This is a genomic window from Streptomyces sp. NPDC034037 (assembly GCF_055575715.1).
This window is the reverse complement of record NZ_JBVISC010000001.1, coordinates 1,302,141-1,313,969: the sequence shown is the minus strand read 5'-3', so window position 1 is coordinate 1,313,969 and position 11,829 is coordinate 1,302,141. Positions and strand designations below refer to the sequence as shown.

At 71.6% G+C, this 11,829-nt stretch carries 11 protein-coding genes and 1 other RNA gene; 9 read left to right on the top strand and 3 right to left on the bottom strand.

Annotation, left to right across the window (positions count from 1 at the left end; all coding sequences use genetic code 11):
* Positions 1-3 precede the first annotated feature (3 nt).
* From ACZ516_RS05785 to ACZ516_RS05775, 3 genes are all read left to right on the top strand, one after another.
* On the top strand, positions 4-1,236 hold the full coding sequence (locus ACZ516_RS05785; RefSeq protein WP_469008654.1) for a serine/threonine-protein kinase: 1,233 nt from the start codon (positions 4-6) through the stop codon (positions 1,234-1,236).
* Between the two features lie 293 nt (positions 1,237-1,529).
* On the top strand, positions 1,530-2,636 hold the full coding sequence (gene prfB / locus ACZ516_RS05780) for a peptide chain release factor 2 (protein WP_358584543.1): 1,107 nt from the start codon (positions 1,530-1,532) through the stop codon (positions 2,634-2,636).
* Between the two features lie 279 nt (positions 2,637-2,915).
* A complete protein-coding gene (locus ACZ516_RS05775) occupies positions 2,916-3,623 on the top strand; it encodes an LPXTG cell wall anchor domain-containing protein (protein ID WP_469008653.1) in 708 nt (235 codons plus the stop codon).
* 225 nt (positions 3,624-3,848) lie between these two features.
* Here the strand turns inward: ACZ516_RS05775 and ACZ516_RS05770 are convergent, their stop codons facing one another.
* Positions 3,849-4,034 (bottom strand): hypothetical protein, encoded by a 186-nt coding sequence (locus tag ACZ516_RS05770; protein WP_358584547.1) that lies wholly within the window; start codon positions 4,032-4,034, stop codon positions 3,849-3,851.
* A gap of 239 nt (positions 4,035-4,273) precedes the next feature.
* Between ACZ516_RS05770 and ftsE the strand changes: the two genes are divergently transcribed.
* The 6 genes from ftsE to dacB all read left to right on the top strand — a co-directional run bounded on the left by ftsE (position 4,274) and on the right by dacB (position 9,999).
* Positions 4,274-4,963: a cell division ATP-binding protein FtsE gene (gene ftsE / locus ACZ516_RS05765; RefSeq protein WP_358584549.1), complete on the top strand. Its 690-nt coding sequence runs from the start codon at positions 4,274-4,276 to the stop codon at positions 4,961-4,963.
* 53 nt (positions 4,964-5,016) lie between these two features.
* Positions 5,017-5,934, top strand: a complete 918-nt coding sequence (ftsX, locus tag ACZ516_RS05760; protein WP_358584551.1) for a permease-like cell division protein FtsX — start codon at positions 5,017-5,019, stop codon at positions 5,932-5,934.
* A 78-nt stretch (positions 5,935-6,012) separates the two neighbouring features.
* Positions 6,013-7,218, top strand: a complete 1,206-nt coding sequence (locus ACZ516_RS05755; protein WP_469008651.1) for a S41 family peptidase — start codon at positions 6,013-6,015, stop codon at positions 7,216-7,218.
* Between the two features lie 18 nt (positions 7,219-7,236).
* Complete coding sequence (gene smpB / locus ACZ516_RS05750) at positions 7,237-7,758, top strand: SsrA-binding protein SmpB (RefSeq protein ID WP_358584555.1); 522 nt, start codon at positions 7,237-7,239, stop codon at positions 7,756-7,758.
* Between the two features lie 155 nt (positions 7,759-7,913).
* Positions 7,914-8,284: a transfer-messenger RNA gene (ssrA, locus tag ACZ516_RS05745) on the top strand.
* Positions 8,285-8,391: 107 nt separating this feature from the next.
* Positions 8,392-9,999, top strand: a complete 1,608-nt coding sequence (gene dacB / locus ACZ516_RS05740; protein WP_469008650.1) for a D-alanyl-D-alanine carboxypeptidase/D-alanyl-D-alanine endopeptidase — start codon at positions 8,392-8,394, stop codon at positions 9,997-9,999.
* An 80-nt stretch (positions 10,000-10,079) separates the two neighbouring features.
* Here dacB and ACZ516_RS05735 read toward each other — a convergent pair whose 3' ends face one another.
* Positions 10,080-10,727 carry an NAD(P)-dependent oxidoreductase gene (locus ACZ516_RS05735; RefSeq protein ID WP_469008649.1) on the bottom strand — a complete coding sequence of 216 codons (648 nt, stop codon included), beginning with the start codon at positions 10,725-10,727 and terminating at the stop codon, positions 10,080-10,082.
* A 75-nt stretch (positions 10,728-10,802) separates the two neighbouring features.
* Positions 10,803-11,765 carry an EamA family transporter gene (locus tag ACZ516_RS05730; RefSeq protein WP_469008647.1) on the bottom strand — a complete coding sequence of 321 codons (963 nt, stop codon included), beginning with the start codon at positions 11,763-11,765 and terminating at the stop codon, positions 10,803-10,805.
* Positions 11,766-11,829 lie beyond the last annotated feature (64 nt).

Below are 11,829 nucleotides of genomic sequence, written 5' to 3'. Positions count from 1 at the left end.
GTCTTGACGCGCAAGATCGGCAGCCGGTACACCGCCCACCAGATCCTGGGCCGTGGCAGCGCCGGCACGGTGTGGCTCGGCGAAGGGCCCGAGGGGGCCGTCGCCATCAAGCTGCTGCGCGAGGACCTGGCCTCCGACCAGGAACTCGTCGGCCGCTTCGTCCAGGAGCGCACGGCTCTGCTCAGCCTCGACCACGCGCGCGTGGTCGGCGTCCACGACCTGGTCGTCGACGGCAACGACCTGGCCCTGGTGATGGACCTCGTCCGCGGCACGGACCTGCGCACCCGCCTCGACCGCGAGCGGCGCATGGCCCCCGAGGCCGCCGTCGCCATCGTCGCGGACGTCGCCGACGGGCTCGCCGCCGCGCACGCCGCGGGGATCGTCCACCGCGACGTCAAGCCCGAGAACGTACTCCTGGACATGCAGGGCCCCCTCGGCCCCGGCGGGGCGCATCCCGCCCTGCTCACCGACTTCGGCGTCGCCAAGCTGATCGACTCGCCGCGCCGGACGCGCGCCACGAAGATCATCGGTACGCCGGACTACCTCGCGCCCGAGATCATCGAGGGCCTTCCGCCGCGCGCCGCCGTGGACATCTACGCCCTCGCGACGGTCCTGTACGAGCTGCTCGCCGGGTTCACGCCGTTCGGCGGAGGGCATCCCGGGGCGATCCTGCGGCGCCACGTCACCGAGACGGTGGTGCCGCTCCCGGGCATCCCCGAGGAGCTGTGGCAGCTCCTCGTGCAGTGCCTGGCCAAGGCCCCGGCGTCCCGGCTGCGCGCCTCCGAGCTGGCCGCGCGGCTGCGGGAGCTGCTGCCGCTGGTCGCCGGGATGCCGCCGCTGGACGTCGACGAACCGGACACGGAGCCTTCGCCGGCCGAGGAGGCGTACGAGGAGTCGGCGCCCGAGCCGCGGCAGTCCTCGCCCCGGCGGGGGGCGGTGCCCCTGGTGCGGGGCCCGGCGTCCGCGGACGCCAACCGGGACACGCATACGTCCATGCGGGTGCCGGGGCCCGACGAGCTGGCCGGCGGGGCGCGGGGCACGGCCCGGGTGCCTCGGCCGGCCGGGGCGGCGCGGCCCGGTTCCGCGAAGCATCGGGCGTCCACGCGGCGGCGCAGGATCACGCTCGGCGTGGCGGGGGTCGTCCTCGTCGCGGCGGCGGGGGTGGGGACGTGGGCGGCCACGTCGGGCGACGACGCGACCCCCCGCCCCGGCGACTCGGCCCCACCCACACCGTGAGCGACCTAGCACGTCCTCGGTCCGCCCGCGCCGTGACGGGCCCCGGTACCTTCTCGGCGCGGCCCGCGCCTTGACGGACCCCGGCACGTCCTCGGTACCGCCCGCGCCATGACGTGGCCCGGCGTGCTCCCCGTCCCGACGGGGGACCCGGCGCTGTCCGCGCCGTGATGCGGCCTGCTCGGCTCGACGCGGGTGGGGGAGACCCCTCGCGCCGCCGACCCGGGGCCAGGCAGGAACCTCCGAGGCGCCCCCGCCAGGACCAGCTCGGTTGCCGCAGCCGTTACGCTGGAGTCGTGGCAGTCGTCGATGTATCCGAAGAGCTCAAGTCCCTCTCCTCGACCATGGAGTCGATCGAGGCCGTCCTGGACCTCGACAAGATGAGGGCCGATATCGCCGTGCTCGAGGAGCAGGCGGCCGCGCCGTCCCTGTGGGACGACCCCGACGCGGCGCAGAAGATCACCAGCAAGCTGAGCCACCTCCAGGCGGAGGTCAGGAAGGCCGAGGCGCTGCGCGGGCGCATCGACGACCTCAGCGTGCTGTTCGAGATGGCCGAGGAGGAGGACGACTCGGACACCCGCGCCGAGGCGGAGACCGAGCTGACGGCCGTCAGGAAGGCGCTGGACGAGCTGGAGGTCAGGACCCTCCTGTCCGGGGAGTACGACGCCCGTGAGGCGCTCGTCACCATCCGCGCGGAGGCCGGCGGCGTCGACGCCTCCGACTTCGCCGAGAAGCTCCAGCGCATGTACCTGCGCTGGGCCGAGCGCCACGGCTACAAGACGGAGCTGTACGAGACGTCGTACGCGGAAGAGGCCGGCATCAAGTCGACCACCTTCGCCGTCAACGTTCCGTACGCCTACGGCACCCTCTCCGTGGAGCAGGGCACCCACCGCCTCGTCCGCATCTCGCCGTTCGACAACCAGGGCCGTCGCCAGACCTCCTTCGCCGGTGTCGAGATCCTCCCCGTGGTCGAGCAGACCGACCACATCGAGATCGACGAGAGCGAGCTGCGCGTCGACGTGTACCGCTCCTCGGGCCCCGGCGGACAGGGCGTCAACACCACGGACTCCGCGGTGCGCCTGACCCACCTGCCGACCGGCATCGTCGTCTCCTGTCAGAACGAGCGCTCGCAGATCCAGAACAAGGCGACCGCGATGAACGTCCTCCAGGCGAAGCTCCTCGAGCGCCGCCGCCAGGAGGAGCAGGCGAAGATGAACGCCCTCAAGGGCGACGGCGGCAACTCCTGGGGCAACCAGATGCGTTCGTACGTCCTGCACCCGTACCAGATGGTCAAGGACCTGCGCACGGAGTTCGAGGTCGGCAACCCGGAGTCCGTGTTCAACGGCGAGATCGACGGTTTCCTAGAAGCCGGAATTCGCTGGCGCAAGCAGCAGGAGAAGTAAAAACCGCCGAGAGCGGCTTTATCGACAAGGCAACTGCGGTCAAAGCGACGGCAGTTGCCTTTTTCGTCACAGTCACATCTCCCTACGCCGGTCAACTGCCCCAATATCGGACATCGCGCCCGCAACGACCTTGACGCTGCTGTGAAAAGTGGAAAGGGTGGCGCGCGGTATGCGTATCACTGGGGCGCGTGGGTACTGCGGGGGCTGCTCGAACGTCCCGGCGAACGCCGCCCCGGACGCTGCCTCTCTGACGATTCAGCTACTGGGGGTAGCAACCAGATGACCAAGAAGACGCGGATCCGTGTCGCGCGGATAGCCGCCGGTGCGGTGATCGCCGCCGGCGCCTCGCTGACCGCCGCGGGTGCCGCCTCGGCCCTCGACGTGGGCGTGGACCTCGGCGGGGTGGGCGCCGGCGCCCACGCGGACGACAGCGGCGTCGGGGTGGACGTGGACCTGGAGCCGGGCGAAGAGCCGACGAACGACCCGCCGGTGCCCACCGAGGAGCCGACGGACGACCCGCCGGAGCCCACCGGTGAGCCGACGGACCCGCCGGAGCCGACCGAGGACCCGGTGGACCCCGACCCGACGGACCCGGCCGACCCGACCGACCCGCCCACCTCGGACCCGGGCGGCCCGAACGAGCCCGGCCACGGCAACGGCGGGGGCAACGGCAACGGCGGCGGGAACGGCCACGGCAACGGCGGTGGCAACGACACCGACCCGGCCGGCGGCTCCAACCCCGTCGAGCAGGGCCAGGGCAAGGACAGCCTGACCGACACCGGCTCCCGGCCGGTCGAGCAGGGCGGCAGCAACAAGGGCACCGGTGGCAGCACCGGAGGCGCTGCCCGGGGCGGCAACGGCGAGCTGGCCGAGACCGGCGCCACCGAGACCACCTTCCTGGTGATCGGCGCCGCGACGATGATCGCCGGCGGCATCGGCTTCCGCGTCCTGCCACGCCTCGTCGGCAACCGCGGCGCGGCCGCCTGACCGAGGCGTGAGCCGCGTGACGCACTGAGACGTACGGCACGTACACGACGTACGCAGTGCCGACGTACGCAGTGCGGGTGCGCGCGGCAGGCAGGGCGTGCGTAGCAGGACCTGCGCGAGAAGGGCCCGGGGCTTCAATGAAGCCCCGGGCCCTTCTCGGGTCCGGATTCCTGCCGCTCCGCGATTCTGCCGCTCCGCGTTCGAGCGGCTACGCGGACCGGGCGACTAGCGCTGCGCCAGCAGCGCCACCGCCGCGATCAGGACCACGAGCAGCGCTATCAGTGCCGCGGGATTGAGGCCCGCGAAGGGCCCCTCCTGCTGCATGCGCGCGCGATTGGCCCGGCACACGGGGCAACGGCCTTCACTCACGGGCGCTGCGCAGTTCGCGCATACCAACCGATCCAGGGTCATGCGCTTCTCCTCCCGCACAGTCTCAGCCTGCCCAACGCTACGGGGAACCCAATCGTTCCCCTTACCACTGTGCCAGCTTCCGCGGATTTCGGCGCGGCCCGCCGCCCCGCCACCGTTTCGGGGGTTCCGCACCCCCGTACCAGCGCGACAAACCGCGCAACTGTGGACGCCGACTGCGCTCGCACACCGGGTTCGCGTAGGGTCACGCACACCTACCCCCGGCAACCCGTGGTGCATCCGTGATCCGTTTCGACAACGTCTCCAAGGCCTACCCCAAGCAGACCCGCCCCGCGCTCAGGGACGTCTCCCTGGAGATCGAGAAGGGCGAGTTCGTCTTCCTCGTGGGGTCCTCCGGCTCCGGAAAGTCCACTTTCCTGCGCCTCGTCCTGCGCGAGGAGCGCACCAGCCACGGGCAGGTGCACGTCCTGGGCAAGGACCTCGCGCGCCTGTCCAACTTCAAGGTGCCGCACATGCGCCGCCAGTTGGGCACCGTCTTCCAGGACTTCCGCCTGCTGCCCAACAAGACCGTCGCCGAGAACGTCGCCTTCGCCCAAGAGGTCATCGGCAAGTCCCGCGGCGAGATCCGCAAGTCGGTGCCCCAGGTCCTCGACCTGGTGGGACTCGGCGGCAAGGAGGACCGGATGCCCGGCGAGCTCTCCGGCGGTGAGCAGCAACGCGTCGCCATCGCGCGCGCGTTCGTCAACCGGCCCAAGCTCCTCATCGCCGATGAGCCGACCGGCAACCTCGACCCGCAGACCTCCGTCGGCATCATGAAGCTGCTCGACCGGATCAACCGCACCGGCACCACCGTCGTGATGGCCACTCACGACCAGCAGATCGTGGACCAGATGCGCAAGCGGGTCATCGAGCTGGAGAAGGGCCGTCTCGTGCGCGACCAGTCGCGCGGCGTCTACGGCTACCAGCACTGACGGCTACGCCCCGCCCGTACCATCTGATCCACCTGATCCACTGAAAGGCCGCCATGCGCGCCCAGTTCGTCCTGTCGGAGATCGGCGTAGGTCTCCGCCGCAACCTCACGATGACCTTCGCGGTCATCGTCTCCGTAGCGCTTTCGCTCGCCCTCTTCGGCGGTTCGCTGCTCATGCGCGACCAGGTGAGCACGATGAAGGGCTACTGGTACGACAAGGTCAACGTCTCGATCTTCCTGTGCAACAAGGCCGACGCCGAGCAGGACCCCAAGTGCGCCAAGGGCGCCGTCACGAACGAGCAGAAGGACCAGATCCTGCGGGATCTGAAGAAGATGCCGGTCGTCGACACGGTCACGCACGAGACGGCGGACGAGGCGTACAAGCACTACAAGGAGCAGTTCGGCGACTCCCCGCTGTCCAGCTCCCTCACGCCGGACCAGATGCAGGAGTCCTACCGCGTCAAGCTGAAGGACCCGGAGAAGTACCAGGTCGTCGCCACCGCCTTCTCGGGGCGTGACGGCGTGCAGTCCGTCGAGGACCAGAAGGACTACCTGGAGAACCTCTTCGAGCTGCTCAACGGCATGAACTGGGCGGCCGTCGCCGTGATGGCGCTGATGCTCGTCGTCGCGCTGATGCTGATCGTCAACACCGTGCGCGTCTCGGCGTTCAGCCGCAGGCGGGAGACGGGCATCATGCGGCTGGTCGGCGCCTCCAGCTTCTACATCCAGATGCCGTTCATCATGGAGGCCGCCGTCGCCGGGCTCATCGGCGGCGCTCTCGCCTGCGGCATGCTCGTCGCGGGCCGCTACTTCATGATCGACCACGGTCTCGCGCTCTCCGAGAAGATCAACCTCATCAATTTCATCGGCTGGGACGCGGTCCTCACCAAGCTGCCGCTGGTGCTCGCGATCGGCCTGCTGATGCCCGCGCTCGCCGCCTTCTTCGCGTTGCGCAAGTACCTCAAGGTGTGACGAGTACCCTCGTCGTTCCAGGGCGCCGCATGGTTCAACCAACCGTGCGGCGCCCTTCGTTGTCCTAGACTCACCGGCATGTCAGGTCTCGACCGGTTCGCCGATCGGCTCGCCGTGCCCCCGCGCGTCCGCCGCCTCCGCCGCGGGGCCACGCTGACATTGGTCTTCGCGAGCGTCCTGGTCACCGGCGCCGCCACCGGCTCCTGGAGCGACACGGCGGACGACGGCCGAAACCCGCCGCCCGCCGCGACGCGGCCGGGCGCCGTCGCCCCGCTCGGCGGCGAGGCCGGCACCGCCGAGGAGGCCGCCGACGCCGCCGCCGAGGCGATGGCCGACGGCAAGTCCGCCAAGGACGCCGCCGAGAAGGCCGTCAGCCGCAGCGGGGACCGCTGGGGCTCGGTGTACTCCCACGGGGAGTACCGGAAGTTCGAGCAGGCCCTGGACGGCGCGTACACCGGCGTCGGGTTGTGGGCCAGGCGCGGGGTCGACGGGCGCATCGAGGTCTCCCGGGTCCAAGAGGGCGGGCCGGCGGAGCGCGCCGGGATCCGCGAGGGCGACGGCCTGCGCGCCGTCGACGGCGAGCGCGTCACCGGCCGCCCCGTCACGGAGGTCGTCGCCCTGCTGCGCGGCGACCGCGCGGGCACCCCGGTGCGCCTGGGCCTGACGCGCGGCACGCGCGCGTGGAGCGAGACGCTGCGCAGGGCCCGCCTCTCCACGGACTCCGTCACCGTCACCGAGCTGTCCGACGGGGCCGTCATGATCAAGGTCGCCGCGTTCACCAAGGGCTCCGGTGAGGCGGTGCGCACGGCCGTGCGCGAGGCCCCCGAGGGCGCCGGGATCCTGCTCGACCTGCGGGGGAACTCCGGCGGCCTGGTCTCGGAGGCGGTCACCGCCTCGTCGGCGCTGGTCGACGGCGGTCTCGTCGCCACGTACGACGTGCGGGGCGAGCAGCGGGCCCTGCACGCCGAGCGGGGCGGCGACGCCCACCGGCCTGTGGTGGCGCTGGTCGACGGCGGCACCATGAGCGCCGCCGAGCTGCTCACGGGCGCCCTCCAGGACCGGGGCCGCGCGGTGGTGGTGGGCTCCAGGACCTTCGGCAAGGGGTCGGTCCAGATGCCGAGCCGTCTTCCCGACGGTTCCGTCGCAGAGTTGACCGTCGGGCACTACCGCACCCCCTCGGGGCGGGCGGTCGACGGGCGGGGCATCACCCCGGACCTGGAGGTCGAGCGCGGGGCGAAGGAGCGGGCCGAAGCGGTATTGACTGGCCTCGGACCCCCCTCGTAGTGCGAAAATGGCCGCACTATGGCGAAGGAAAAGGTAAAACGCAAGGCCGCGAAGGCCAATGAGAAGGCCCCCGCCCGCAAGATGGTCGCGCAGAACAAGAAGGCGCGGCACGACTACATCATCCTGGACACCTACGAGTGCGGCCTGGTGCTGATGGGCACCGAGGTCAAGTCGCTGCGGCTGGGCCGGGCCTCCCTGGTGGACGGCTTCGTGCAGATCGACCGGGGCGAGGCGTGGCTGCACAACATCCACGTCCCGGAGTACGTGCAGGGCACGTGGACCAACCACTCCGCCACGCGCAAGCGCAAGCTCCTGCTGCACCGCGCGGAGATCGACAAGCTGGAGTCCAAGTCGCAGGAGACGGGTCACACGATCGTGCCCCTGGCCCTGTACTTCAAGGACAGCCGGGTCAAGGTCGAGATCGCGCTGGCCAAGGGCAAGAAGGAGTACGACAAGCGGCAGACGCTGCGCGAGAAGCAGGACACGCGGGAGACGAACCGCGCGATCTCGGCGGCGCGGCGCCGACAGGGCATCGCCTAGCCGTCCGCCGGGGCCGCGGCCGGGGCCGGGCGCCCGCGGGACCCGCGGGAATGGGCTGGCACCGTCGGGCGTCGGTCACGTACGATGGGCCTTGCTCCGCACGGCAGGAGCACCGGGTCCCCGCTCAGCAGGGGCCCACATTGAAAAAACAACATGGGGATGATCGGTTTCGACAGCGGATGTCGAAGCAGGGGAAGCGTGTCGAGGAAGCGGCAATGATCTCGTAAACCATATGTCGCAAACAATAATCGCCAACACCAAGCGCGATTCCTTCGCCCTCGCTGCCTAAGTAGCGACTCGGTGAAGTGTCAGCCCGGGGCTGTTCCCGACCCGGATCCTGGCATCAGCTAGGGAACTAAACTTCTGGACCCGGTCACGGGGTCCAGGAGGAAATCAAACAGTGACTGGGCCCGTCGGCGACTTGTTCGCGTGATCGCCGGGGCCGAGAAAATCGCAGCGAACTGCACACGGAGAAGCCCTGATTCTGCACCGTTGGACGCGGGTTCGATTCCCGCCATCTCCACAATTCCCATGTGAGGTTGAAGCCCTCTGGCCCCGGCCAGGGGGCTTTTTCCGTGTCCGGCCGCAGCGGGGTCTGTCGTCCGGCGGCGCCTTCCGGGATGCTCCAGGGTCATGAGAAGACCCGTGAGACGCGTCAACCACCGTATGCGCCACTGGATCTGGCCCGCCGTGCTCGCCGTCACGGCGGCCACCCTCTCCGTCGGCTCCCCCGCCGGGGCCGACGCCGACCGCTCGGGGCTGCCCGAGGCCATCGACACCGTCCTCGGCGACCCCCGGCTGGAGGGCGCAGTCGCCAGTGTCGTCGTCGCCGACGCCGCGACCGGCGACGTCCTCTACCGGCACCGGCCCAGCGGACGCCTCATGCCCGCCTCCAACACCAAGCTGCTCACCTCGGCCGCCGCCATGGAGCTGCTGGGGCCCGACCACCGCTTCACCACCGACGTACTGGCCGCCGGCGAACGGCAGGGCCGCGTCCTGCGCGGCGACCTGTATCTGCGGGGCACCGGCGACCCCACGACGCTCGCCGGGGACTACGACCGGCTCGCCGCGCAGGTCGCCGCTTCCGGCATCCGGCGCGTCTCCGGGCGCCTGATCGCCGACGACACCCGCTTCGACGCCCGGCGCGTCGGCGACACCTGGAGCGCCGACGACGAGTCCGCGTACTACGCGGCGCAGATCAGCGCCCTGAGCCTTGCCCCCGACACGGACTACGACACCGGCACGGTCATCGTCGAGGTGGCGCCGGGGGCGAGGGCCGGGGACAGGCCGCGGGTCACCCTGACGCCGAGGACCGACTACGTGGACATCGATCTGCGGGCGCGGACCGTCGCCGGGGGCGGCGCGGACACCCTCGCCGTGGAGCGGCGGCACGGCACGAACACCCTCACCGTCAGCGGCACGGTCCCGGTCGGCGGGGCCACGACCAAGGAGTGGGTCACCGTCTGGGAGCCGACCGGGTACGCGGCCGCCGTCTTCAGGGACGCGCTGGCCGCGCACGGGGTGCGGGTGAGCGGGCCGACCCGGACCGGGACCGCCACGCCCGAGGGCGCCCGGCGGCTCGCCTCGCACGCGTCCATGAAGCTGAAGGACCTCCTGGTGCCGTTCATGAAACTCTCCAACAACATGCACGCGGAGAGCCTCACCAAGGCCATGGGGTACGAGGCCACGGGGCGCCCGGGGAACTGGGGCGACGGCATCACCGCGATCGGTGGCTATCTGAAGACCGCCGGCGTCGACCCGGGCCGGCTGCGCCAGGTCGACGGCTCGGGCCTCTCGCGCAAGGACAACGCCCCGGCCGACCAGTACATCGCGCTGCTGCGTGCGGTGCGGGGCGAGCCGTGGTTCGCGGACTGGTACGCGTCGCTGCCGGTGGCCTGCGGGCCCGGCAAGTCCGTCGGCGGCACGCTCCGCTCGCGGATGTGCGGCACCCCGGCTGCCCTCAACGCCCGCGCCAAGACCGGCACGTTGACGGGCGCCTCCGCGCTGTCCGGCTACGTGACGGACAAGGGCGGCCGCGAACTGGTGTTCAGCGTCATCCTCAACAACCACCTGGCCCCCTCGGTGAAGGCGCTGGAGGACGCGATCGTCGTCACCCTCGCCTCGTCCACGGAGGACAAGGCGGTACCGGTCATGCCCCGTTCGCCGCGCGCGGCCGAACGCGGCGGCCACGGCCAGGACGCCGACCTGGAGTGCTCGTGGCGCAAGCCTGCGCGCTGCTGAGCAACAGGGCGAGGCAGGCGGTCCGACCGCCTGCCTCGGGGGTGTGGCCACACAGGGGTGACCGCCCGGTGGCCGGCCGCTCAGTATCCGGCCGTGAAGCGGCCGCGGGGGTGGCGGGGGGATTCCGTCTCGTCGAGCAGGGCCACCGCCAAGTCCTCCATGGACAGGGAGGACTTGCCCGCCGCGTCCACCAGGAGTTCGTCCCTGCCGAGGCGGAAGCGGGCCGTACGGACGCCCGGTTCCAGGAGCGCCGGGGGGCTCAGGTAGGTCCAGTTCACGGGGGTGTCCGCGGTGCGCAGTGCCTCGTACTGGGCGTTGGAGGCCTCGGCCACGTGGCGCCACGCCGGGGGGACGAACCTCGGGTCGTCGATCACCCGGGTGCCGTCCGTGCCGGGGACCGTCAGGCTGCCCGCCCCGCCGATGACCAGGAGGCGGACGTCCGGGGTGGCGGCGAGGCCCGCCAGGAGGGCCCTGGTGACGGCCGCGTGGTCGGCCTCGCGGCCCGGCGCCGGTCTCGTGGCGTTCACCACGACGTCCTGCCCGGCGGCCAGCTCCGCCACCTGGGCCGGGTCCCCAGCATCGCCCGTGCGGTGCGTGGCGCGGGGGTGCAGTTCGGCGAAGCGGGCCCGGTCGCGGACGACCGCGGTGACCTCGTGGCCGCGGGTCAGCGCCTCGGTGACGACGCGGCTGCCGGCGGTTCCCGCTGCTCCGAAGACGGTGATGCGCATGGGTTCTCCTCGGGTTCGTTTTCGTGTTTGCGTACGTGGCGTGGGCGTGGGCGTGGGTGGTGACGAGGGGCGGGGTCAGGACTTGCCGGCGCGGCGCAGGTTCTGGCCGAGGACGACGCTCGCCAGGACCAGGAGCAGGCCGCCGACCTGCCAGAACGTGAGCGTCTGGCCGAGGAGCAGCAGGCCCGCGAGCGTCGCCACCACCGGGTTGGTCAGGCCGAGGAAGGACACCGAGGAGGCGGGGAGGCGTTCGATGCCGCGGAACCACAGGGCGTACGCGATGGCCGTGCCGATGACACCGAGGTAGGCGTACCCGGCGATGTTGGCGCCGGTGAAGTGGTCGGGCAGGCCCTCCGCGGTGAGGGCGAGGGGCGCGAGGACCAGTCCGCCCGCGGTGAGCTGCCAGCCGGTGAGCGTGAGCAGCGAGACTCCCTCGGGGCGGCCCCAGCGCTTGCTGAGGACCACGGCCAGGGCCATCAGCGTGGTGGCCGCCAGCATCGCGGCGATCCCGGTGGCGTCGACCGCCGCGCTGCCGCGCAGCACCAGCAGGGCGACACCCACGACGCCGACCAGGCCCGCGATCAGCGTACGGCGGGTGGGCCGCACCTTCAGGACGCCGGCCCCGAGGCCCGCCACCAGCAGCGGCATGACCGCGCTGATCGTGGAGGCGACGCCGCCGGGCAGGCGGTAGGCGCCGAAGAAGAGGAGCGGGAAGAACGCCCCGAAGTTGAGCATCCCGAGCACGGCCGCCTTCCACCACCAGTCGCCGCGCGGCAGCCGACGGGTGAGCGCCAGCAGGATCAGGCCGGCGGGCAGCGCGCGCAGGGCGGCGGCGAGCAGCGGGCGGTCCGGGGGGAGCAGCTCGGTGGTCGTCACGTAGGTCGTGCCCCAGGTGGCCGGGCCGATGGCGGCGAGCGCGGCGACGCCGGCGGCGGCCTTGGCCGAGGTGCGGGGCGCCCGGGTGCCGGGGGCCGTGGGCTGCACGGCCGCACGCTGGGCGGCCGGACGCTGGGCGGCGGTGCTGTGGCTGACGGACATGACGGTTCCCCTCGTTGTTCCCCTGAACGCTGTTATTCTCAACGTTGAGATAAATATGGACCAG